Origin of the sequence: Micromonospora palomenae, assembly GCF_007829925.1 — a bacterium.
In the GTDB taxonomy this organism is placed as follows: domain Bacteria; phylum Actinomycetota; class Actinomycetes; order Mycobacteriales; family Micromonosporaceae; genus Micromonospora; species Micromonospora purpureochromogenes.
The window spans coordinates 594390-616512 of the sequence record NZ_VIXA01000003.1; the positions used below are offsets into that span (position 1 = coordinate 594390).

The window sequence follows — 22123 nt, forward strand, 5'->3', positions numbered from 1 at the left end:
GCACACGACGAAGGGCCGGCCCCCGGGTGGGGGCCGGCCCTTGTCGGTGTTGCCGTGGATCAGGCGGCGGCGGCGTAGCCGCGGGTGGCGATCCAGTCGGCCAGGTTGTCCACGCTCATCCGGTAGGACATCTGGTCGGCGTTCGCCGAGTCGGCGATCGTGACGACGTTCCCGCCGTCGCGGTAGCCGATGACGCTGATGTAGTGGCCACCCTCGAAGGAGTGGGTGATGCCGTCGGTGTCGGTGGCAGTGCCGGCGATGTTGGCGACCACGGCCCGACCGTCGTCGATGGTGCGGACGACGTCCGCGCGCAGCTTCTCGGTCTCCTTGCGGTCGGCACTGTTGTCGCGGATCTCCACCGAGCGGTAGACCTTCTTGCCGGTCTCCTTGTTCAGCACCGGGGTGATGTCGTTGATGCTGTTGGTGCCGGCCTCGGTGGTGCCCATCTCCTTGGCCACGGCGTCCACGTCGATGTCCTTGCCCTGCACCGACAGGGCGTTGCGGGTGGCCGAGGGGCCGCAGTAGTAGAAGTTCGGCTGGGCCTCGTAGCGCATGGTCAGCTCACGCTCGCCGTGCGACTTGCGGTCGTTCTTCGCCGACGCGGCGCCCTTGTCGGTGGCGGCCGAGTCGGTGTTGGCGGTGGCGAGCGGGCCGGCGACGGCGCCGGTGAAGGCGAGGCCGGCAGCGGTCAGGGCGGTCTTGCGGATCAGATCGGTACGCATGATCGGCTGCCTCTCTGTTCGGGGGTGCGCGGCACACGCAACAGGGGGCGCGGTGCCGCGGGAAAAGTCAGAAGGGGATCGACCCGGCGATCGGCGGGACCTGCTCGGGTGTCCGGGGGATGTAACCGGCCCGGGCGGCCGCGCATTCCATGGGGCCGGTCCCGGGGATTCGTCCGGCCGGGGGAGCGCCGGAGGTACGCCATGTACAACGACCCCACCCCACCGGCCATTCCGCCACCGAGATGGCCCCCGCCCACCCGACACCGCAGGCCAGACGACCTGCTCCCGGCCGATACCGCCCACTCGAAACCGGACATTCAGCCCGAACCGGCAGCCGGCCCCCTCCCCGCCTCGGTGATCAAGAAGTTTGCGTCAGAGACGCGCCGCCCGACGGGCGCAAACTTCTTGATCAACCGAGCGAATGCGGGCCTTGGTGCGAGGGGGCGCTCAGCCGGTGGGGGTCGGCGTGGCGGGTGGGGTGGGGGTTGCGGTGGTCGGGGTGTCGGCCGCGTCCCGCTCGGCCGGCCAGGGGATCTCCGGGGCGCGGTGGAAGGCGATGCCGGCGGTGGCCCAGCGCGGGCCGTGGCCGGCGAGGCGCTCGCGGAACCCGGCCCAGTCGTGCGCCGAGCGGGGCGACCAGCCCAACTCGGCGATGGCGGGCAGCCGGGGGAGGAACATGAACTCGATCTCCGCCAGCGTGGTCACCGACTCGGTCCAGAGCGGTGCCTCCACGCCGAGCACCGCGTCGGCCGGTACGCCGGCCACGTGAGTGCCCGGATCCCAGTCGTACGCGCGCCGCACGTCGATCAGCCCGGCCCAGTCGTGTCCGATCGGGGTGTCCGGGGCGTACTTCATGTCCAGGTAGGCGTGGTTGCCGGGGGAGAGGATCAGCCGGGCGCCCCGGCGTACCGCCTCGGCGACCACCGGGTCCGTGCCGTCGGTGCCCCACCACTGGAGCACCCGCTCCTCGGCGTGCCCGGCCGGGGCGATCTGGTGCCACCCGATGACCGTCTTGCCGGTGCCGGCGACGATCCGCTGGGTGCGCTCCACGAAGCCGGTGTACGCCGCACCCTTGACCTTGAACGCCTCGTCGCCGCCGATGTGCAGCCACGGGCCGGGGGTGAGGGCGGCCACCTCGCCGAGCACGTCGGCGACGAAGTCGTACGTCCGCTCGCTGGCCGGGTCGACGTAGCTGAAGCCGACCTCGGTGCCGGTGTACGGCGGCGGCGCGACCCGGTCCGGCGCCAGCTCCGGGTACGCGGTCAGCGCCGCGTTGGTGTGGCCGGGCAGGTCGATCTCGGGGACGACGGTGACGTGCCGGCGGGCGGCGTACCGGACGATCCGCCGGTAGTCCGCGCCGGTGTAGAAACCGCCCGGGCCGCCGCCGACCTCGGTGGCCCCGCCGACGGTGGTCAGCGCCGGCCATGAGTCGACGGCGATCCGCCAGCCCTGGTCGTCGGTGAGGTGCAGGTGCAGGTGGTTGAGCTTGTACCGGGCCAGGTGGTCGATCACCCGCAGCACGTCGGCGACGCCGAAGAAGTGCCGGGAGACGTCGAGCATCGCGCCCCGGTACGGAAAGCGCGGCCGGTCGACGAGCACGCCGCCGGGCACCACCCAGCGGGCGGCCACCGGGGACGGGCTCTCGACCGCCGCCGGCAGGAGTTGCCGCAGCGTCTGCACCCCGTGGAACAGGCCCGTTGCCGTGTCGGCGCTGATCCGCACCCCGGTGGGGGTGACGTCCAGGCGGTAGCCCTCGGCGCCCAGCTCATCCGCGCCGACGGTGGTCGGTCCGGCGGCCGACGGCGTCGGATCGACGCCGCCCGGCGACACCGGCTCCGCGACGCCGCCCACGCTCGCCGCGCCGTCCGTGCCGGCCGGCTCAGCGGCGCCGGCGACGGCGCCCGCCGCGCCCGCGCCCGCCGTGTCCTCGGCCGCGGTCCGGGGGCGGGGTACGCCGGCGGGCGGCGTCGCGGCGGCCAGGGTGAGCACCAGCGGGCCGCCGGTGGTGGTGGCCTCGACCACGATCGGCAGCGGGTACCCGGTGGCCGGTCGCAGCAGCTCGGCGAGCTGTTCGGCCACCTCCCGGGCGTCCGGGTCCGGGCCCACCCGGACGGCCGCGTCGGCGGGGAGGGTGAAGTCGGCCGTCGGGTCGGGCCGGACCTGCTCCGGGGCCGGCACCACGTCGCCCAGTCGGACCGGTGCGGGCGGGGCCAGCAGTTCCCCGGCGGTCAGCTCGGCGGCCCGGGCCAGTTCGGCGGCGGCCGGCCGGTGGGCGGACAGGTCGACCTGACCCGGCGGTTCCCGGTCGGCCCCGGCGCTGGTTTCCGGGCTGGTGGCGGGGGTGGGCGGCACGGCGGCGGCTCCGGGGTGTATTTGCGGCGGATATGGCAAAGGTCAGGTTCAGCAGAACCGGTGCCGTCAAGAGTACGAGGAGACTCGCAATTGCGTGATCCTGCGCGTGGAAGCGTTCCCAGAAACCCCCACGAACGCGGATAGTCGTGATAGCTGTGCCTATTGTCACCGAACGGTCCCAGGCCACCCGATGTTCGCTTAACCTTCGCCCACCGATCGGTGCCGGCACGGGATTACCGGTGGCCTGCCCCGGGGTATGAGGCAGCTGAACCTTCGTTAAGTGTCAATTCCGGCGCGCGTGGGAGGGCTCTGGTGGCAGCGCAAGAGACGGTCGATCACAAGTACGTCTACGACTTCGCCGAGGGCAACAAGGACCTCAAGGACCTGCTCGGTGGCAAAGGGGCCAACCTCGCCGAGATGACCAATCTCGGGCTGCCGGTCCCGCCCGGGTTCATCATCACCACCGAGGCGTGCAAGGCGTACCTGGCCACCGGCGAGGAACCCGCCGGGCTGGCCGGTCAGATCGCCACCCACCTGGAGGCCCTGGAACGCGAGATGGGCCGCCGCCTCGGCGACCCGGACGACCCGCTGCTGGTGTCCGTACGCTCCGGCGCGAAGTTCTCCATGCCCGGCATGATGGAGACCGTCCTCAACGTCGGACTCAACGACCGCAGCGTGGTCGGGCTCTCCGCCCAGGCCGGCGGCAACGACCGGTTCGCCTGGGACTCGTACCGCCGGCTGATCCAGATGTTCGGCAAGACCGTCTGCGAGGTGCCGGGCGAGGAGTTCGAGCACGCCCTGGACGAGGCCAAGCGCGCCAAGGGCACCACCAACGACCTCGACCTCGACGCGGACGACCTGCGCGGGCTGGTCGACGCGTACAAGAAGATCTTCGTCAAGCACACCGGCCGGGAGTTCCCGCAGGAGCCGCGCGAGCAGCTCGACCTGGCCATCCGTGCGGTCTTCGAGTCGTGGAACGCCGAGCGGGCCGTGGTCTACCGCCGCCAGGAGCGCATCCCGGCCGACCTCGGCACCGCGGTCAACGTCGTCTCCATGGTCTTCGGCAACCTCGGCCCCGACTCCGGCACCGGCGTCGCCTTCACCCGCGACCCGGGCAGCGGCGCCCAGGGCATCTACGGCGACTACCTGACCAACGCCCAGGGCGAGGACGTCGTCGCCGGCATCCGCAACACCGTGCCGCTGCAGGAGCTGGAGCAGCTCGACAAGAAGTCCTACGACGAGCTGCTCGCGTTCATGGCCCGGCTGGAGGGGCACTACAAGGACCTCTGCGACATCGAGTTCACCATCGAGCGCGGCAAGCTCTGGATGCTGCAGACCCGGGTCGGCAAGCGCACCGCCGCCGCCGCGTTCGTCATCGCCGGGCAGCTCGTCGACGAGGGCGTGATCGACCTCGACGAGGCGCTGCACCGGGTCAACGGCGCGCAGCTGGCGCAGCTGATGTTCCCCCGGTTCCGGCTCGACCACGAGTTCCAGCCGGTCGCCAAGGGCATCGGCGCCTCACCGGGCGCCGCCTCCGGCAAGGTGGTCTTCACCTCCGCGCGGGCGGTCGAGCTGGCCGCCGAGGGGGAGTCGGTGATCCTGGTCCGCCGGGAGACCAACCCGGACGACCTGAACGGCATGATCGCCGCCCAGGGCATCCTCACCTCGCGGGGCGGCAAGACCAGCCACGCCGCCGTGGTGGCCCGGGGCATGGGCAAGACCTGCGTCTCCGGCGCCGACGAGATCGACGTGAACGTGCCGGCCAAGCGGTTCACCGTGGCGGGGCAGACCGTCAACGAGGGCGACATCGTCTCCATCGACGGCACCACCGGCAAGGTCTACCTCGGCGAGGTCCCGGTCATGCCGTCCGAGGTGGTGCAGTACTTCGAGGGCAGCCTCGACCCGGAGCACGTCGACAACCCGCTGGTCCGGGCCGTACACCGGATCATGAGCCACGCCGACGCCAAGCGGCGGCTGGCGGTCCGGACGAACGCCGACACCGGGGCGGACGCGGCCCGGGCGCGGCGCTTCGGCGCCCAGGGCATCGGCCTGTGCCGCACCGAGCACATGTTCCTCGGCGACCGGCGGGAGCTGGTCGAGCGGCTGATCCTGGCCCGCACCGACGACGAGCGGGAGTCGGCGCTCGCCGCGCTGCTGCCCTTGCAGCGCGACGACTTCAAGGAGATCTTCCGCGAGATGGACGGTCTGCCGGTCACCGTGCGGCTGATCGACCCGCCGCTGCACGAGTTCCTGCCCCCGCTGGAGCAGCTCGCGGTCAACGTCGCCGTCGCCCAGGAGCGCGGCGAGGACGTCGCCCAGGAGGAGGCGCTGCTCGCCGCCGTCCGGCGGATGCACGAGGAGAACCCGATGCTGGGCCTGCGCGGCGTGCGCCTCGGCCTGGTCATTCCGGGCCTGTTCGCGATGCAGGTCCGGGCCATCGCGGAGGCCGCCGTCGCGGTCACCCGCGCCGGCGCGGTCGCCAAGCCGGAGATCATGGTGCCGCTGGTCGGCGCGGTGCAGGAGCTGGAGACGGTACGGGCCGAGGCCGAGAAGATCATCGCCGAGGTGGTCGGGGACAGCGGCGTCGAGGTGCTGATCGGCACCATGATCGAGGTGCCCCGGGCGGCGCTGACCGCCGGGCAGATCGCCGAGGCGGCGCAGTTCTTCTCCTTCGGCACCAACGACCTGACCCAGATGGCCTGGGGCTTCTCCCGTGACGACGTCGAGGGCGCGTTCTTCTGGCGCTACCTGGAGCTGGGCATCTTCGGCATCTCGCCGTTCGAGTCCATCGACCGGGACGGGGTGGGCCGGCTGGTCCGGATCGCCGCGGAAGAGGGCCGGGCGGCCCGGCCGGAGCTGAAGCTCGGCGTCTGCGGCGAGCACGGCGGCGACCCCGACTCGGTGCACTTCTTCCACGAGGTGGGCCTGGACTACGTCTCCTGCTCCCCGTTCCGGGTGCCGGTGGCCCGCCTGGAGGCCGGCCGCGCGGCCGTCGAGACCGACGGTTCCGACAGCCGCTGACCGCACGACCGACGGCGGCTCCGGGTCCTCCCGGAGCCGCCGTCGTCGTGGGTGGGTGTGGTGCCTGGGGCCCTACAGCGGCGGGCGCCGCCAGGCCGATCCGGGCCGCCGCCTGGCCAGCGCCGGCAGCGGGGTACGCACGGCGAGCGCGCCGTGCACCTGCGGCACCGGCGTCGCGCCCACCGCCACCCGCTGCGAGTCGAACGCCGAGCCGGCCCGTTCGGCCACCGCCCGCGCCTCGGTGTGCAGCGCCTCCAGGTCGGCATCCGCGCCGGTGACCAGGGTGAGCAGCGCGTGCCGCCCGGCCGGATAGGTGACCACGGAGCCGGTGGCCGTGTGCACCACCGACTCCCGGAAGCCGCCGCCGCGCACCGTGTGGGCGACCTGGTGCCCCACCCCGAAACTCACCGCGGCGAGGGCGGCCAGGTGGGTCGCGTCGGTGGTCGGCAGGTCGCTGGAGATGAGCATCCCGTCGCGCCCGCCCAGCACCGTGCCGGCCACCTCGGGGCGGCGTCGGCGCAGCCTCCGCAGCTCCGTGTCCATCACCGTGTCAACGTGCACGAGCGTCCCCCGTTCCTCGCGTTCCGGTCGTCGGTGTCACGTACCGCTCCCGGCACGTTACCGAAGGCCACGCCGCGCCCGCGATCCCGTGACGGTCGGCAATCGGTCGACAACTGTCGTCTGATCGGCGGTTGCGGACCCGCCAGGCGGCGTTCGCCGGCGCGCCCCGCGGGCCACCCGGGCGTAACCTGAGCTCCCGCGATCAGTTGCGTACGACCGGCGAAGGGTGGCCGCATGACCAGCGTCTGGGAGAGCTTGACCGTCGACGCCCGGGACCCGTCCCGGCTGGCCCACTGGTGGGCCGAGGCGCTGGGCTACCAGGTGATCGCGGAGAAGCCGGACGGGGTGGAGATCCGCCAGTCGCGCGACCGGCTGCCCGGCATCGTCTTCGTCCCGGTCGCCGACGGCAAGGAGATCAAGAACCGGCTCCACCTCGACCTGCGCCCGGCCGACCAGGAGGCCGAGGTCGAGCGGCTGGTCGACATGGGGGCCCGGCACGTCGACGTCGGCCAGGGCGACGCCTCCTGGACGGTGCTCGCCGACCCGGAGGGCAACGAGTTCTGCGTGCTGCGACAGCAGGGCTGAGGGGTGCGTGACGCCGACCCGGCCGGGCCGTGGGACGCGTCCGACGCGCGGCGTCGGGTCGACGAGGCGCCCAAGGACACCGGCTACGGCCGGTCGCCGTACGAGCGGGACCGGGCCCGGGTGCTGCACTCGGCGGCCTTCCGGCGGCTGGCCGCCAAGACCCAGGTGCACGTCGCCGGCACCGACGACTTCCTGCGTACCCGGCTGACGCACTCGCTGGAGGTGGCCCAGATCGCCCGGGAGATGGGCGCCCGGCTGGGCTGCGACCCGGACGTGGTGGACACCGCCGGGCTGGCGCACGACCTCGGCCACCCGCCCTTCGGGCACAACGGCGAGGACGCCCTCGACCGGCTCGCCGCGCCCTGCGGCGGGTTCGAGGGCAACGCCCAGACGCTGCGCGTGCTGACCCGGCTGGAGGCCAAGGTGGTCGGCCCGGACGGCGTACCCGCCGGGCTCAACCTCACCCGGGCCTCGCTCGACGCGGTCGGCAAGTACCCGTGGCCCCGGCAGCCGGGACTGCGCAAGTTCGGGGTGTACGACGACGACCGGCCGGTCTTCGACTGGCTGCGCGAGGGCGTACCCGCGGGGGACGGCGGCGGCCCGCCCGGCGGCGCGCGGCGCTGCCTGGAGGCCCAGGTGATGGACTGGGCCGACGACGTCGCCTACTCGGTGCACGACGTGGAGGACGGCATCCACGGCGGCTACCTCTCGCTGCGGCCCCTGCTCGACGACCCGGACGAGCGGGCCGCCCTCTGCGTCGACGTGGCCGCCGTCTACTCCGGCGAGTCTCCGGCCGACCTCGGCGAGGTGCTGGTCGACCTGCTCGACGAGCCGGAGCTCGCCGCGCTCGCCGGGTACGACGGCAGCCACCGCGCGCAGGTCGCGCTGAAGGCCACCGCCAGCGTGCTGACCGGCCGGTTCGTCTCCGCCGTGGTGACCGCCACCCGGGAGCGTTTCGGCCCGGGCCCGCACCGCCGGTACGCCGCCGACCTGGTGGTGCCGCGTCGGGTCCGGGCCCAGTGCGCGCTGCTGAAGGGGATCGCCTGGCGCTACGTGATGAACCGTCCGGGCGTCGGCGCCCGGTACGACCGGCAGCGGGAGGTCCTGGCCGAGCTGGTCGGCGTGCTGGGCGACCGGGCGCCGGACGCGCTCGACCCGGTCTTCGCGCCGCTGTGGCGGGCCGCCCCGGACGACGCCGCCCGGCTGCGGGTGGTGGTCGACCAGGTGGCGTCGCTCACCGACCCGGCGGCAGTGGCCTGGCACGACCGGCTCGTCCGGCGTGCGGGTCGCTCTCCCGACCCGGGGCCCCGGAATGACTTAGGTTAGCCTAAGTGACATGACGGAGCGCCCCAAGAAGGTCACGTCCGCCCGGGTCCTGCGAACCGAGCGGCCCACCCCGCACCTGATCCGCCTGATCCTGGGCGGGGAGGAGCTCGCCGGGCTGCCGGTCGGGGAGTACACCGACCACTACATCAAGATCGTCTTCCCGGCGCCCGGGGTCGACCACCCCAGGCCGCTGGACCTGGCCGCGATCCGTCGTGACCTGCCCCGCCACCAGTGGCCCCGGCTGCGCGCCTACACCGTGCGCGCCTGGGACCCGCTGGCCGGCGAACTCACCGTGGACGTGGTGCACCACGGCGACGAGGGGCTGGCCGGGCCCTGGGCGGCCCGGCTGCGCCCCGGCGACGAGGTGCTCTTCGTCGGCCCGGGTGGGGCGTACGCGCCGGACCCGACGGCGGACTGGCACCTGCTGGTGGGCGACGAGAGCGCGCTGCCGGCGATCGGCGCGGCGCTGGAGCGGCTGCCGCTCGGCGCCCCGGCCGCCGTCTTCGTCGAGGTCGACGGGCCGGCCGACGAGCAGCGGCTGCTCAGCCCCGGCGCGGTGGCGCTGACCTGGCTGCACCGGGGCACCCGGCCGGTCGGCGAGGCGCTGGTCGAGGCGGTCCGGGCGCTGGAGTTCCCGCCCGGCCGGGTGCACGCGTTCGTCCACGGCGAGGCGACCTTCGTCAAGGAGTTGCGCCGCCTGCTGCGCGTCGAGCGCGGGGTGCCCCGCGAGGCGCTCTCCATCTCCGGCTACTGGCGCCGGGGCATGGACGACGAGGGCTGGCGGTCCACCAAGGCGGACTGGAACCGCCAGGTCGAGGCCGAAGAGGTCGCCCCGGTCGGCTGACCCCCGACCGCGCCCCGCCGACCTCGTACCCCGGTTGTTCTCGGGGCCGCGATGGCTCCGCGAGCACGGTGCACCCGTCGGCGCGGGTGAACCGTGGGGGTATGCGGCTTTTCAGGAGGTTCGCCGGCGGCACCATGTGACCATGGCGGAGCGGGCGGGGGAGTCGGCACGGGAGGCCGGGCCGGCGGGGCGGATCGACCCGGTGGTGCTGGTGCTGGGCGTCGCCGGGGTGCTGGCGGTGGTCGGCTGGGGGGTGTTCGGGGGCGGCTCGCTGGCCGGGTTCGGCGCCGCCGGGCTGGCCTGGGCGATCAACACCTTCGGCTGGTTCTTCGTGGTCGCCGCGGACGCCTTCCTGGTGCTCTCGGTGGTGATCGCGGCGTCCCGCTTCGGCCGGATCCGACTCGGCGCGGACGACGACGAGCCGGAGTTCAGCACGATCGCCTGGGTGTCGATGATGTTCAGCACCGGCATGGGCATCGGCCTGGTCTTCTATGCCGTGGCCGAGCCCATCCAGCACTACGCCGCACCGCCACCGGCCGCCGGCGTCGAACCGCAGACCCCGGCCGCCGCCGAGGTGGCCATGCAGTACACCCTGTTCCACTGGACCCTGCACCCGTGGGGGATCTACGCCATCGCGGCGCTGGCGCTGGCGTACTCGACGTTCCGGAAGAAGCGGGGCAGCCGCATCTCCGCCGCGTTCGAACCGCTGCTGGGCGCGCGGTCGTACGGGCGGGTCGGCCAGGCGGTCGACCTGCTGGCGGTCTTCGCCACCGTCTTCGGCTCGGCGACCAGCCTGGGCCTGGGGGCGCTCCAGGTGGCCGCCGGCCTGGAAAGCGCGACCGCGGTGCCCGACAGCACCGCGATCGAGCTGGTGGTCATCGCCGCGCTCACCGCCGCCTTCGTGGTCTCCGCCTTCACCGGGCTGCACAAGGGCATCAAGTGGCTCTCGACCACCAACGTGGTGCTCGCCGTCGGGCTGATGGTCTTCGTCTTCGTGGCCGGGCCGACCATCTACACCCTGGAGGTGCTGCCCGCCTCGGTCGGTGACTACCTCAGCCGCCTGACGATCATGTCCACCCGGACCGGGGCCTTCTCCGACCCGGCCTGGCTCGGCGCGTGGACCATCTTCTACTGGGCGTGGTGGATCTCCTGGGCGCCGTTCGTCGGCATCTTCATCGCCCGGATCTCCAAGGGGCGCACGATCCGGCAGTTCGTCACCGGGGTGCTGCTGGTGCCCAGCGGGGCCAGCGTGATCTGGTTCGCCATCATGGGCGGCACCGCCCTGCGGGTGCAGACCACCGGCACCCGGGACCTCGTCGCCGATGTCTCGGCGAGCACCGAGAAGGCCCTCTTCGGCCTGCTCCAGGCGCTGCCGTTGGCCGCGCTGACCACGGTGCTGGCGATGGTCCTGGTGGCGCTCTTCTTCGTCACCGGCGCCGACTCGGCGGCGCTGGTGCTGGGCTCGCTCAGCTCGCGGGGCGCGCTACGGCCGCACCGGGGCGTGGTGGTGCTCTGGGGCGTGCTGATCGGCGCGGTCGCCGCCGCGCTGCTGCTCGCCGGTGGCCTGGCCGCCCTGCAACAGGCGACGATCCTGGTCGCGCTGCCGTTCGTGGTGGTGATGCTCGGGCTCGCCGTGGCCCTGCTGCGCGACCTGGCGCGGGACCCGACGGTCAACCCGCCCGTGGCCAGGCCACGCCGCTACGGCCTGCTCGCCGCGATGCGGGCCGCCCGGTCGTACGAGGAGGAGGATCCGCCGCCGGTGACCCGGTGGCTCCACCGCCCCCCGCGGTGACACCACCCCTGCCGGCGTCGTTCGCCACACGCCCGTGCCCCCGGCGGCGGATCGTCGGTCCGGCAGGGCAGGATGTACGCCGAGGGGGTGGCAGATGGCTGGGCGGATCCGGGACGAGGACATCGCGCTGGTCCGGGAACGCACCTCGATCGCCGAGGTCATCTCCGACACGGTGACCCTCAAGTCCGCCGGCGGCGGCAACCTCAAGGGCCTCTGCCCGTTCCACGACGAGAAGAGCCCGTCGTTCAACGTCTCGCCCGCCCGCAACGTCTGGTACTGCTTCGGCTGCGGGGCCGGCGGCGACGCCATCAAGTTCCTGATGGACGCCGAGCACCTCAGCTTCATCGAGTCCGTCGAGCGGCTCGCCGCCCGCGCCGGCATCCAGCTGCGCTACGTCGAGGGCGACAACGCCGCCCCGCGCCCCCGCCCCCAGCAGGGGCAGAAGCAGCGGCTGGTGGCCGCGCACGCCGCCGCCGTCGAGTTCTACCAGGCCCAGCTCACCACGGCCGCCGCCCGGCCGGCCCGGGAGTTCCTGGCGCAGCGGGGCTTCGACCGGGCCGCCGCCCAGCGGTACGGCTGTGGTTTCGCCCCGGACGCCTGGGACCTGCTCACCAAGCACCTGCGCCAGCAGGGCTTCACCCACGACGAGCTGGTCACCGGCGGGCTGTCCCGCCCGTCGCGCTCCGGGACGCTGATCGACCGGTTCCGCCGCCGGCTGATGTGGCCGATCCGGGACATCACCGGCGACGTGATCGGCTTCGGCGCCCGCAAGCTCTTCGACGACGACGACGGCCCGAAATACCTCAACACCCCCGAGACGCCGATCTACAAGAAGTCGCACGTCCTCTACGGCATCGACCAGGCCAAGCGGGAGATCGCCAAGCAGGGCAAGGTGGTCGTCGTCGAGGGCTACACCGACGTGATGGCCTGTCACCTCGCCGACGTGCCGACGGCCGTGGCGACCTGCGGCACGGCGTTCGGCGCCGATCACATCGCGGTGCTGCGCCGGCTCCTGCTGGACACCGACGCGGTGGCCGGCGAGATCATCTTCACCTTCGACGGGGACGCCGCCGGCCAGAAGGCCGCCCTGCGCGCCTTCGAGGACGACCAGCGCTTCGTCGGGCGTACCTTCATCGCGGTCAGCCCGGACAACATGGACCCGTGCGAGCTGCGCCTGGCCAAGGGCGATCTGGCCGTGCGCGACCTGGTCGCCCGCCGCGAGCCGCTGGTCGACTTCGCGCTGCGCCACGTGATCAACCGGTACGACCTGGACACCGTCGACGGACGGGTGGAGGCGATGCGCCGGGCCGCGCCGCTGGTCGCCAAGATCAAGGACCGGGAGAAGCGCCCCGAGTACGTCCGCAAGCTCGCCGGCGACCTCGGCATGGAGATCGAGCCGGTGCAGCGCGCGGTGCTCGCCGCCGACGCCAACCCGACCGCCGAGCGGCGCTCGCCCGCCCCGACCCGGTCGACGGCGGCCCCCGCGCCGGCGGTGGACAGCCCGCAGTCGATGGTCGAGCGCGAGGCGTTGAAGCTGGCCCTCCAGGAGCCGGTGCTGGCCGGGCCGATGTTCGACGCGGTCGAGGCCCCGGAGTACCGGCACCCGGTGCACGCGGCGGTCCGCGCGGCGATCGCCGCGGCGGGCGGGGCCGCGGCGGCCACCGCCGGCGCGGTCTGGATCGAGTCGGTCCGCGACGCCTGCGAGGACCTGGCCGCCGGGGCGCTGGTCGGCGAACTGGCCGTGGAGCCGCTGCGCATCGACGGCGAACCCGACCCCCGGTACGTCTCGATCACCATGGCCCGGTTGCAGTGGGGCTCGGTCACCGCCCGGATCCGGGACCTCAAATCCAAGATCCAGCGGATCAACCCGGTGAACAACAAGGACGAGTACTTCGCCCTCTTCGGGGAACTGCTCTCGCTGGAGCAGCACGCGCGGGCGCTGCGCGAGCAGGCCGCGGGAGGACTGTGATGGGACTGTTCAGCCGCAAGCCGAAGCTGCCGCCCGCCGCCCGGCCCCCGCTCGCCGACGACGAACGGGTGCTCGCCTGGGCGGCCGCCGGCAACGGCGAGGGCGATGGCGTGGTGGTGGCCAGCAACCTCGGGCTCTGGCTGCCCGGCCGCGCGCACCGGCTGGGCTGGCACGACATCCTCAAGGCGGTGTGGTCCGGCCACGAGCTGACCGTCACCCCGGCCGAGCGGGTCACCGAGCGCGACGGCTACCAGGTGGTGGCGGACTGCCCGGCCGAGACCTACCTCCTGGTCGACCCGGGCGAGCTGCCGCACCAGGTGCGGGCCCGGGTCACCCGGTCGGTGGCGTACACCGCGCACCACCCGGTGCCCGGCGGCGCCGGGCGGGTCGCGGCCCGGCGGGTGGCCGGTGTGGACGGGCTGAGCTGGACCGTGCGCTTCGACCCGGGCACCCCCGCCGACGACGAGGCCGTGCTGGCGGAGGCCGACCGGCTGGTCGCCGCCGCCCGCGCCGCGACCGCCCCCGCCGACGCCTGACCCGGCTCACCCGCCCTGGTAGAACCGCGCCGCGCCCGGATGCAGCGGGATCGGGTCGGTGCTGGACGCGCTCTGCCGGGTGAAGTTGCCCGCCTCCGGGTGCACCCCGATCAGGTCGCCCTGGTAGGCGAAGAGCAGCCGGGTCAGGTCGTACGCCAGCTCGTCCGGCATGTCGGCGCTGACGAGGATCATGTTCGACACCGTGACCGTCGGCGTGCCCGCCAGCGTGCGGTAGGCGTCCTTCGGCAGCTCGGCGGTGGTGTAGACCGAGCCGTACCGGGCGTTGAGCGGCTCGATCAGGTCGGCGATCGGCAGCAGCGTGAACGTGCCCGGCGCGCTGGAGAGCAGGTCGGCGATGCCCGGGGTGGGCAGGCCGCCGGAGAAGAACATCGCGTCCAGCGTGCCGGCCCGCATCCGCTTGACCGTCTCCGGCAGCGACAGGGTGAACCGGTCCACGTCCCGGTCCGGGTCCATCCCGGCGGCGGTCAGCAGCCGCCCGGCGATGATGTCCGTGCCGGACTTCGGCGAACCCGTGGAGACCCGCTTGCCGCGCAGCCCGGCGAAGTCCTTCACCTTGGCGTCGGCCCGCACGATCACATGGGTGTAGTTGCTGTACACCCGGGCCAGCGCCCGCACCGGTTGCGGCTGCCCGACGAAGGCGCCCTGGCCGGTGACCGCGTCGGCCGCGGTGTCGGCGAGGCTGAAGGCGATCTCCATGTCGCCGCTGGCCAGCCGGGTGACGTTCTCCACCGAGGCGCCGGTCGGCTCGGCCCGCGCCTCGTACCCGGGCAGGTGGCGGCTGATCACGTCGGCGTAGCCGCCGCCGAGCTGGTAGTACACGCCGGTGGTGTTGCCGGTGGCGAGAAAGATCCGGCCGCCGTGCCAGGCCTGCGGCGGCGCGGCCGGCTGCCCGCAGCCCGCCACCAGCAGCGTCACCAGCAGGGCGGCCAGCCAGGGCGGTGGCCGGCGGGTCACGCCCGGACCGCCGGTTCCAGCGCCTCCGCCACCCGCTGCACCAGGGTCGCGGTCTCGAAACCGATCTGCCCCAGGTCGCAGCCCGGCGCGGCGAGCACCCCGAGCAGGGCCCGCTCGCCGACCGCCATCACCAGCATCACCCCGCCGTCCATGTCGACGATCTGCTGGCGTACGCGGCCGGCGGACATCAGCCGCGCGGCGCCGACGGTCAGGCTGGCCAGGCCGCTGATCACGGCGGCGAGCTGATCCACCTGGTCCGGGGAGAGGTGCGGTGAGGAGGCCAGGCGCAGCCCGTCCTCGGAGACGGCTACGGCGTGCGACACGTCCGGCACCTGCTCGGCGAAGTTCGCCAGGAGCCAGTCCAGGCCGGCGCTCACGGGTGTGGTCATCGGTGTCTCCCGTTGGGTCTCGTCTGCTGGTTACGTCGCATCGCGCTGGCCACCCCCTCGGCGAGTGCGGACAGTCGGGCCCGCACCACCTCCGGGTCGAGCAGGTCCTCCGCCGGCCGGGCCGGCGCAGTGTTCGGCAGCGTCGGCAGCTGACCGCCGCGGGTCCGGCGGGGCAGGCCGGCGCCGGAGGCCGCCGGCCCGGTCGACGGGTGGGCGGCGCCGGGCGGGGGCGCCACGGCGGCCCGGAGCACCGGCGGCCGGGGCGGGGCCGCGACCCGGGCACCGGGGCTGACCACCGGCAACGTCACCGTCGGCGCGTGGTGGACGTCGGTCGGGTCCGGCCGGAACAGGCTGCCGCCGTACGTCGGCGTCAGCTGGGGCGCGGGCGTCGGGTTCGGCACGGTCGTCGCCAGGGCCGGCGCACCGGCCCCGGCCCGGAACCAGGCCGCCGTCGAGGCGGGCTGGCGGACCGGGACGGGACGCCGGGACACCGTCTCCACCCGGACCAGCGCCGACTCGGGCACCTCGACCTGGGCCACCGTGCCGGTGCCGGTGTTGTGCAGCTGCACCCGGATCCCGTACCGGGCGGCCAGGTGGGCCACCACGTGCAGGCCCATGCTGCCGGCCGCGGCGCTGGAGAGCACCGCCGGGGCGAGCAGCCGCTTGTTGATCGCGGCGAGCCGGCCCTCGCTGATGCCGATGCCCTGGTCGTGCACGCGCAGCGTGAGCCCGTCGACCGTCCGCCGGCCGTCGACCTGCACCAGGGTGTGCGGCGGCGAGTAGTTGGTGGCGTTCTCCAGCAGCTCGGCGAGGAGGTGGACCAGGTAACCCACCGCCGAGCCGTGCACCGCGGCCGCCGGCACGTCGATCTCCACCCGGGTGTAGTCCTCGATCTCCGAGGAGGCCGCGCGCACCACGTCGGCGAGCAGGTGGTCCCCCTCGTACGCCCGCCCCGGCTCGCCACCGGCGAGGACCAGCAGGTTCTCGCCGTTGCGGCGCATCCGGGCGGCGAGATGGTCCAGCGCGAAGAGCCGGGCCAGCGCGTCCGGGTCGGTCTCGTCGCGTTCGAAGTCGTCCAGCAGGCGCAGCTGCCGGGTGATCAGGGTCCGGATCCGGCGGGCCAGCGCCTCGGCCATCCGGGTCACGTCCAGCCGCAGCTCGGCCTGCTCGCCGGCGAGTCGCAGCGCCGCCCGGTTGACCGTGTCGAACGCCTCGGCCACCTGCGCGACCTCGTCCCGCCCCTGCCGGATGTCCTCGGTGAGCCGGGTCGCCTCGCCCTCGGCCGGCGTGCCCTCGCCGGCCGCGATCGCGGTGATCCGCTCGGGCAGCTCCGAGTTGGCCACGGTGAGCGCCGCCACCCGCAGCCGGCGCAGCCGGCGGCTGGTCCGGACGGCCAGCAGCGCGGCGGCCAGCAGCGAGGCCGCCGCGACGGCGGTGGTGGCCCCGCCGGTGACCAGGGCCCGCCGGCGGGCGTCCCGGGCCAGGCTCGCGGCCTGCTGGTCCAGGTCCTCGGAGAGCTCCCGGCCGAGCAGGTTGAAGCGCCGGATCGTGCCGCTCTGGGCCACGTACCAGGCGTCGCCGTCGACCTTCAGCGCGGCGGCCAGGGTCTCGCCCTTGACGGCGGTGTCCCGCATCCGCTGGGCGGTCGCCACGTCGGCGCCGGCGACCAGCCGGGCGTACGCGGCCTCGGCGTCGGAGTCGGCGATCCGGGAGAACTCGGCCTGGCGCTGCTCCCGCGCGCCCCGCAGCTGGCCGAGCCGGACCAGTTCGCCCTGGGCCAGCTCGCCGCGGACGAAGACCGTCCGGAGCAGGTCGCGTTCCAGCGCGGCCAGGTGTTCCTGGCTGGCCACCGCCGCCACCTCCCGGGCGGCGTTGGCCAGTTCGGTGTCGCGCAGCTGCGCGGGCAGCGCGTCGGCGACGGTGAGCAGCGACTCGACCAGTGCCACGTAGGTGGGATCGGCCCCCTCCGACGTGGGCGCCGACCGGCGGGCGGGGTCGAGCTGGTAGAGCTGGTCGTCGGCGGTGTCGAGCACCCGCCCGAGGTCCGGTGCGGCCCGGCGGGCGTCCCGGCTGGCGGTGCGGAACCGGTCGACGGCGGTGTCCACCCGCAGCCGCTGGGCGTCCACCAGCGGCCGGCCGGTGGTGCCACCCCGCTGGCGCAGGGCGGCCGTCTCGCCGAGTTCCCGCTCCAGCTCGTGCACCAGGCGCACGGTGGCGGTGGCGGTGCCGGCGAGGACCCGGGCCCGGTCGGCGTCGGCGGAGGCGTCCAGCGCGGTGCTGGTCTGGGTGGCGCCCAGCACGACCAGGCCGATGGTGGCGACCAGGATCGGTGCGAGCAGTTGGGTGCGGACCGACCAGAGCCGGTCGGTGTGGTCCGCCGGCCGATTGTGCCGGCGGACGCGGGCGGGGCGGGGGAGCGGCACGCGGGTCTCCCGGAAAGGGTCGGGGACGCCGGGCCCGGGCGGTGGCCCGGACCCGGCGCCGTCGGTCAGCTCGCGCCGAGGTCCTGCAGGGCCTTGGCCGCCCCGCGGTGCAGCGGTACGGGGTCGGTCTTGCGGGCGTTGTCCAGGTTGATGCCCTTGGCGGCCGGGTTGGCCTGGGCCAGCGCGTCCTTCTTCTCGAAGACGGTCCGCGCGACGGCGCAGGCGACGTTCGCGTTGAGGTCCTTGCGGACCAGCAGCACGTTGGGCACCACGATGGTCGGGGTGTCCGTCGCCGTCTTGTAGACGTCCGCGCGGATCGTCCCGGCCTGGTACGCGGGGTTCAGCTCGGTCATCTTGGGCAGCAGCGGGGCGATGTCCAGGAACTTCACCTTGTCGCCGGCCGTGGTGAACAGGTCGGTGACCCCGCCGGTCGGCACCCCGCCGGACCAGAAGAAGCCGTCGATGCTGCCGTCCTTGACCCCCTCGACGGTCTTGGCCAGGTCGAGCCGCTGCGCCTGGATGTCCTTGGCCGGGTCGAGACCGGCGGCGGTGAGCAGCCGGTTGGCGATGACCTCGGTGCCGGACTTGGGGGAGCCGGTGGAGATCTTCTTGCCCTTCATGTCGGCGACCGAGCCGATGCCGGCGTCGGCCCGTACGACCACCTGGGTGTAGTTGTCGTAGATTCGGGCCAGCGCCTCCACCGGCTGCGGCGAGGTGAAGCTGCCCTTGCCCTGCACCGCGTTGACGGCGGTGTCGAAGAGCGAGAAGGCGACGTCGTACTGGCCGCCGACGAGCTGCTCGATGTTCTGCACCGAGGCGCCGGTCTCGGCGGCGGTGCCGGTCAGCTTGCCGTCGGTCGTCGTGGAGAGCTGGCCGGCGAGGGCGTTGCCGACCACGTAGTAGACGCCGGTGGCGTTACCGGTGGCGATGCCGACGCGGGTGCTGTCAGTGACCTTGCAGGTGATCTCGCTGGCGGCGTCGTCCTTCGTCGCGCCGTCCTGTTTGCCCCCGCAGCCGGCGGCGCCGCTCGCGACGAGGGCGAGCGCCCCCACTCCCGCGGCCAGCCGCACGTTGATCCGTCTCACTGTTTTCCTCCCCAGGGTTCACCGGTGGTGTTGCCGACGGCTCGCCGGTCCGGTTGGCGGAGCCGCGTCGTACGAGGACACCCGCCACCACGGCGGCGGCCAGGACCGCGCCGACCGTGACGGGTACGGGTTCGAGCCAGAGCAGCGTCAGCCCGGCCAGCGCGCCGAGGATCCGCTCCGGTACGCCGGCCGGGCCGACGCCGGGCAGCCAGCCGCCCGCCGCCACGGCCAGCACGGCGACGCCGAGCGCGGAGACCACCGCGGCCACGGCGACCCGCTGCGGTCCGCCGATCCCGAGCAGCCCCAGACCGGCCGGGGTGATCACGAAGGCGATCGGGATCAGGTAGGCCGGCAGGGCGTACCGGAGGGTCTGCCACATGGTCGGCACCAGCCGGCCGCCGGTGACCGCGGCGGCGGCCACCGCGGCGAGCGCGGTCGGCGGGGAGACCTCGGACAGGACCGCGAAGTAGAAGACGAACATCGCCGCGGCGGGCGCGGCGACGCCCAGGTCCAGCAGGGCCGGGCCGATGATCACCCAGCCGATCACGAACGAGGCGGTGACCGGCACGGCCAGCCCCAGCAGGGTGAGCGCGACGGCGGCCAGCACGGCGGTGAGCGCCAGCACCACGGCCGGGTCGGACGAGACCGCCTGCGCGCCGGAGACCAGCAGTGCCGCCGCCTGCGGGCCGAGCCCGGTCTTGGTGGTGGTCGCCGTGATGATGCCGGCCGCGGCGCAGACCGCGCTGACCGCGAGCACCCCGCGCGCGCCGGTGCCCAGCGCCTCGACCAGCCGGGCCGGGGTGAGCCGGTGCCGACGGTCCAGGAAGGACAGCGCGGCGGCCAGCACGGTCGCTCCCACCACCGCCTTCGTCGCCGAGACGCCCAGGGCGAGCAGGCCGGTGATCACCAGCAGGGACAGGAAGTGGTAGCCGAAGCGGCCCAGCAGCCGCCAGGGCGAGTCGGCGTGGACGACCACCGGGCGCACGCCCGAGCGCCGGGCGTCGATCTCGACCGCGAGCAGGATGCCGAGGTAGTACAGCACCGTCGGGATGGTCGCCCAGCCCAGCACCTGGAGGTACGACACGCCCAGGTACTCGGCGATGATGAAGGCGGCCGCGCCGAGGGTGGGCGGGGACAGGATCGCCCCGACGCCGGCGGCGGCGAGCATCCCGCCGGCGCGCTCGGCCGGGTAGCCGGCCCGGCGCAGCACCGGCCAGGTCACCGCGCCGATGCTGACCGTCGTCGCCGCGCCCGATCCGGAGACCGTGCCGAGCAGGAAGCCGGAGGCGACCGCCGTACGCCCGGCGGCGGTCCGGGAGCGCCGGAAGGCGGCGGCGGAGAGTTCCACGAAGAACCGCCCGGCCCCGGAGAGGTCCAGCACCGCGCCGTAGATGGTGAACAGCACGATGTACGAGGCCGCGACGTCGAGCGGGGTGCCGTAGAACCCGCTGTCGGAGTTGTAGAACGCGTCCACGAGCTGGCCGAAGTCGAGCCCGGCGTGCGCCACCGGCCAGGACTGCGGCAGCAGCCCGCCGTAGTAGCCGTAGGCCAGGAACAGCAGGCAGACGGCCGGCAGGATCCAGCCGGTGGTGCGCCGGCAGGCCTCCAGCAGCAGGAGCAGCAGCACGGTGCCCATCGCGACGTCGAGCCCGACGAGCAGGCCCTGCCGGTCGAGGAAGGCGTCATACCCGCCGCCCCCGCCGCCGACGGTGAACGGCAGCACCGGGTAGAGGCAGGCGACCAGGGCCGCGGCGGCCAGCAGCCAGTCCGACCGGGTCGGCCCGGCCGGGTCCGGCCCGTCGCCGGAGGCGGGTGTGCGGCCCGGCCGCCAGGGGATCGAAAGGCCCGCCGGGTACGCCAGGAACACGGTCGGCAGCACGCCGGCCAGGAAAATGATCAGGTAGTACTTGCTGCCCTGTGGAAGTGGTTGAAAGACCTGGACAAGCGCCAGCAGCGCGATCCCCACCGTCGTGCCGGTGACCAGAAGACCGACCGGGCCGGTGAGCGAGCGTCCCGGTTTCTCGTCCTCGAATTGCGCCGCGAGTTCGCGGGTGTCCGGCACGGCGACGCGGGGTGGTGCCCCCACCGTGACCTGCGGCGGCAGGGCTGCCGGAGCGTCCTTGAGGGCGGCTCCCGCCCCCCTGGAGCCGGTGTGCGGCGCCGGTGGGGCGGGACCGTCGGAGAAGCGTACGGACGACACGAGGGGGCACGATACGCCAATTATCTACGCCACGGAACATTGCCGATTATCATTGCGGTCGGTAATGGCGATCTATTTCAATCACGCAGAGGAATCTGAATAAAGGAGGATTTAACAAATTGATGGAGCTGAACTGTTGACAGGCGCCGGTGGTCGGGGTGCGTCCGAAAAGGATCTGTCCAGTATGGCCCGCATCGCCCCACTGGTGGTCGCGTCGACGGCCCGACGGTTCGTTGCACGGGAGCGTAACGCCCGGTGACTGTCCGTAGTGTCAACTACTCTGCGTTGTCGGTTCCGAGCCCGCTGTGGCGGGGCCGGAAACCCGTCGAGGGTGTCGGACGTCGCCGGTAGGGTCGGCCGGTGACCACTGCTCAACCACTCATCCAGGCTCGGGGGCTGGTGAAGCGGTTCGGCGACTTCACCGCCGTCGACGGCATCGACGTCGAGGTGCGTCCCGGCGAGGCGTTCGGCTTCCTCGGGCCGAACGGCGCCGGCAAGTCCTCCACCATGCGCATGATCGGCTGCATCTCCCCGCCCAGCGGCGGCGAGCTGCGCATCCTCGGCATGGACCCGGTGCGCGACGGCCCCGCCATCCGGGCGCGGCTCGGCGTCTGCCCCCAGCTCGACAACCTCGACCCCGAGCTGACCGTCCGGGAGAACCTCACCACCTACGCCCGCTACTTCGGCGTCCCCCGCGCGGTGGCCCGGGCGCGCGCCGCCGAGCTGCTCGACTTCGTGCAGCTCACCGAGCGGGCCGACAGCAAGGTCGAGCCGCTCTCCGGCGGCATGAAGCGCCGGCTGACCATCGCCCGCGCGCTGGTCAACGAGCCCGAGATCGTGCTGCTCGACGAGCCGACCACCGGGCTCGACCCGCAGGCCCGGCACCTGGTCTGGGAGCGGCTCTTCCGGCTCAAGCAGCAGGGGGTGACGCTGGTGCTGACCACCCACTACATGGACGAGGCCGAGCAGCTCTGCGACCGCCTCGTGGTGATGGACGGTGGGCGGATCGTCGCCGAGGGCTCGCCCCGGGCGCTGATCGAACGGCACTCCACCCGGGAGGTGGTGGAGCTGCGCTTCGCGGCCGAGTCGCAGGAGGCGTTCGCCGGCAAGCTCGACGGGCTGGGGGAGCGGGTCGAGGTGCTGCCCGACCGGATCCTGCTCTACGTCACCGACGGGGACGCCGCCGTCGGCCAGGTGGAGGCGCGCGGCCTGACGCCGGCCAGCGTCCTGGTCCGGCGCAGCAGCCTGGAGGACGTCTTCCTGCACCTCACCGGCCGCACCCTGGTCGACTGACGGCCGTGGCCGGGCGGCCCCGGCCGCTGCATAGCATCGGCGGTCGACGG

16 protein-coding genes are annotated in these 22123 nt (G+C 73.7%); 8 read left to right on the plus strand and 8 right to left on the minus strand.

What is annotated here, in order from left to right; all coding sequences use genetic code 11:
- Nucleotides 1-59: 59 nt before the first annotated feature.
- Nucleotides 60-722, minus strand: a complete 663-nt coding sequence (locus FHX75_RS23780) for a C39 family peptidase (protein ID WP_154942530.1) — start codon at nucleotides 720-722, stop codon at nucleotides 60-62.
- Nucleotides 723-1169: 447 nt separating this feature from the next.
- Nucleotides 1170-2972 (minus strand): family 20 glycosylhydrolase, encoded by a 1803-nt coding sequence (locus tag FHX75_RS23785; RefSeq protein ID WP_425463533.1) that lies wholly within the window; start codon nucleotides 2970-2972, stop codon nucleotides 1170-1172.
- 414 nt (nucleotides 2973-3386) lie between these two features.
- On the opposite strand from FHX75_RS23785, the gene ppdK reads away from it, so the two are divergent.
- Entirely contained in the window at nucleotides 3387-6095 is a 2709-nt protein-coding gene (ppdK, locus tag FHX75_RS23790; protein ID WP_154942532.1) for a pyruvate, phosphate dikinase, read from the plus strand.
- A 72-nt stretch (nucleotides 6096-6167) separates the two neighbouring features.
- Here ppdK and FHX75_RS23795 read toward each other — a convergent pair whose 3' ends face one another.
- Complete coding sequence (locus FHX75_RS23795; RefSeq protein ID WP_154942533.1) at nucleotides 6168-6638, minus strand: roadblock/LC7 domain-containing protein; 471 nt, start codon at nucleotides 6636-6638, stop codon at nucleotides 6168-6170.
- Between the two features lie 252 nt (nucleotides 6639-6890).
- Here FHX75_RS23795 and FHX75_RS23800 point away from each other — a divergent pair, with 252 nt between their 5' ends.
- The 6 genes from FHX75_RS23800 (at nucleotide 6891) to FHX75_RS23825 (ending at nucleotide 13708) form a co-directional block, all read left to right on the plus strand.
- A complete protein-coding gene (locus FHX75_RS23800) occupies nucleotides 6891-7241 on the plus strand; it encodes a VOC family protein (RefSeq protein WP_154942534.1) in 351 nt (116 codons plus the stop codon).
- Between the two features lie 3 nt (nucleotides 7242-7244).
- Nucleotides 7245-8567: a deoxyguanosinetriphosphate triphosphohydrolase gene (locus FHX75_RS23805; protein WP_154942535.1), complete on the plus strand. Its 1323-nt coding sequence runs from the start codon at nucleotides 7245-7247 to the stop codon at nucleotides 8565-8567.
- Nucleotides 8568-8577: 10 nt separating this feature from the next.
- Nucleotides 8578-9411, plus strand: coding sequence for a siderophore-interacting protein (locus FHX75_RS23810; RefSeq protein ID WP_154942536.1), 834 nt, complete (start codon nucleotides 8578-8580; stop codon nucleotides 9409-9411).
- Nucleotides 9412-9553: 142 nt separating this feature from the next.
- Nucleotides 9554-11203, plus strand: coding sequence for a BCCT family transporter (locus FHX75_RS23815; protein WP_154942537.1), 1650 nt, complete (start codon nucleotides 9554-9556; stop codon nucleotides 11201-11203).
- 94 nt (nucleotides 11204-11297) lie between these two features.
- Complete coding sequence (gene dnaG, locus FHX75_RS23820) at nucleotides 11298-13172, plus strand: DNA primase (RefSeq protein WP_154942538.1); 1875 nt, start codon at nucleotides 11298-11300, stop codon at nucleotides 13170-13172.
- A complete protein-coding gene (locus FHX75_RS23825) occupies nucleotides 13172-13708 on the plus strand; it encodes a hypothetical protein (protein ID WP_154942539.1) in 537 nt (178 codons plus the stop codon). The genes dnaG and FHX75_RS23825 overlap by 1 nt, the downstream gene beginning before the upstream one ends.
- A gap of 6 nt (nucleotides 13709-13714) precedes the next feature.
- Here the strand turns inward: FHX75_RS23825 and FHX75_RS23830 are convergent, their stop codons facing one another.
- The 5 genes from FHX75_RS23830 to FHX75_RS23850 form a co-directional block, all read right to left on the minus strand.
- The gene (locus FHX75_RS23830; RefSeq protein ID WP_154942540.1) at nucleotides 13715-14683 is read right to left on the minus strand and encodes a TAXI family TRAP transporter solute-binding subunit; all 969 of its coding nucleotides are present in this window, start codon (nucleotides 14681-14683) and stop codon (nucleotides 13715-13717) included.
- Complete coding sequence (locus tag FHX75_RS23835) at nucleotides 14680-15072, minus strand: roadblock/LC7 domain-containing protein (protein WP_154942541.1); 393 nt, start codon at nucleotides 15070-15072, stop codon at nucleotides 14680-14682. The genes FHX75_RS23830 and FHX75_RS23835 overlap by 4 nt, the downstream gene beginning before the upstream one ends.
- Nucleotides 15069-17495 (minus strand): sensor histidine kinase, encoded by a 2427-nt coding sequence (locus FHX75_RS23840; RefSeq protein WP_154942542.1) that lies wholly within the window; start codon nucleotides 17493-17495, stop codon nucleotides 15069-15071. Before FHX75_RS23840 ends, FHX75_RS23835 begins: the two co-directional genes overlap by 4 nt.
- A 65-nt stretch (nucleotides 17496-17560) precedes the next feature.
- Complete coding sequence (locus tag FHX75_RS23845) at nucleotides 17561-18559, minus strand: TAXI family TRAP transporter solute-binding subunit (protein ID WP_342799403.1); 999 nt, start codon at nucleotides 18557-18559, stop codon at nucleotides 17561-17563.
- Nucleotides 18441-20780, minus strand: coding sequence for a TRAP transporter permease (locus FHX75_RS23850; RefSeq protein WP_246158494.1), 2340 nt, complete (start codon nucleotides 20778-20780; stop codon nucleotides 18441-18443). Before FHX75_RS23850 ends, FHX75_RS23845 begins: the two co-directional genes overlap by 119 nt.
- Nucleotides 20781-21140: 360 nt before the next feature.
- Here FHX75_RS23850 and FHX75_RS23855 point away from each other — a divergent pair, with 360 nt between their 5' ends.
- Nucleotides 21141-22073, plus strand: a complete 933-nt coding sequence (locus tag FHX75_RS23855; RefSeq protein ID WP_088960835.1) for an ABC transporter ATP-binding protein — start codon at nucleotides 21141-21143, stop codon at nucleotides 22071-22073.
- Nucleotides 22074-22123: the final 50 nt, after the last annotated feature.

Coding starts and splice junctions, on each gene's coding strand:
- FHX75_RS23810 (WP_154942536.1), top strand. CDS start 8,578: ATGACGGAGCGCCCCAAGAAGGTCACGTCCGCCCGGGTCCTGCGAACC.
- FHX75_RS23815 (WP_154942537.1), top strand. CDS start 9,554: ATGGCGGAGCGGGCGGGGGAGTCGGCACGGGAGGCCGGGCCGGCGGGG.
- dnaG (WP_154942538.1), top strand. CDS start 11,298: ATGGCTGGGCGGATCCGGGACGAGGACATCGCGCTGGTCCGGGAACGC.
- FHX75_RS23825 (WP_154942539.1), top strand. CDS start 13,172: ATGGGACTGTTCAGCCGCAAGCCGAAGCTGCCGCCCGCCGCCCGGCCC.
- FHX75_RS23800 (WP_154942534.1), top strand. CDS start 6,891: ATGACCAGCGTCTGGGAGAGCTTGACCGTCGACGCCCGGGACCCGTCC.
- FHX75_RS23780 (WP_154942530.1), bottom strand. CDS start 722: ATGCGTACCGATCTGATCCGCAAGACCGCCCTGACCGCTGCCGGCCTC.
- FHX75_RS23835 (WP_154942541.1), bottom strand. CDS start 15,072: ATGACCACACCCGTGAGCGCCGGCCTGGACTGGCTCCTGGCGAACTTC.
- FHX75_RS23795 (WP_154942533.1), bottom strand. CDS start 6,638: ATGGACACGGAGCTGCGGAGGCTGCGCCGACGCCGCCCCGAGGTGGCC.